The following is a 1,037-nucleotide window of genomic DNA, read 5'->3' on the forward strand; positions in this document are numbered from 1 at the left end:
GACGCCGTGCTTGAAGAAGAGAACCGTCAGCTCCGTAAGAAGGTGCGGGAGCTGGAGGCCGAGCGGGAGATCCTGCGCCGGGCGGCCAAGTATTTCGCGGGAGAGACGAACTGGTGAGCCGCTTTCAGTTCGTTGAGGACCACCGGGAGCTGTTCAGCGTCAAGCGGCTGTGTCATGTCCTTTCAGTCTCTCGCTCGGGCTACTACCGCTGGCTGGAGGGGAAGGCGGCCCGGGCGCAGCGGCGGCGTGCCGATGAGGTGCTGGCCGAACGGATCCGGGCGATCCACGCGGAGTTCGACGGGACGTACGGGTCGCCGCGCATCACGGCCGAGCTGCGTGATGCCGGCCAGAGGGTGAACCACAAGCGCGTTGAGCGGGTGATGCGAGCGTTCGGGATCGCAGGTGTGCATCTGCGCCGCAAGGTCCGCACCACGGTGCCCGAGCCGTCACGGCAGGCGGTGCCGGACCTGATCAAGCGAGACTTCACCGCTGCGGCGCCGAACCAGCGCTACGTCGGTGACATCACCTATCTGCCGGTCGGTGATGGGCGGTTCCTCTACCTGGCCACGGTGATCGACCTGTGCTCCCGTCGCCTGGCCGGCTGGTCGATCGCCGACCACATGCGCACCGAGCTGGTGATCGACGCACTGCAGTCCGCGGCCCGCACCCGGGGCGGGCGACTGGACGGCGCGGTCTTCCACTCCGACCACGGCGCCCAGTACACCTCGGCCGACTTCGCCGCCGCGTGCGGGCGGCTCGGCGTCGTCCAGTCGATGGGCGCGGTGGGCACCAGCGCCGACAACGCCGCCGCCGAGGCCTTCAACGCCACCCTCAAACGAGAGACTCTCCAGGGCCGCAAACGCTGGGCAACGGCGCGAGAGGCCCGGCTGCAGGTGTTTCGGTGGCTCACGCGATACAACACGATCCGAAGACATTCCACGCTCGGCCAGATCAGCCCGATCAGCTACGAACAGAGGTCACATAAGGTGGCACTCGCCGCATAACAACCGGTGTCCACACTTCGGGGGGAACCCCCG

Annotated in this window: 1 pseudogene; it reads left to right on the plus strand. The window is 67.7% G+C overall.

Annotation, left to right across the window (positions count from 1 at the left end):
- A pseudogene (locus tag AB0K82_RS44730) lies at positions 1-1,004 on the plus strand (IS3 family transposase); the annotation flags it as partial.
- Positions 1,005-1,037: the final 33 nt, after the last annotated feature.

It is taken from the genome of Actinoallomurus sp. NPDC052274, assembly GCF_040679475.1.
GTDB lineage: Bacteria > Actinomycetota > Actinomycetes > Streptosporangiales > Streptosporangiaceae > Actinoallomurus > Actinoallomurus liliacearum.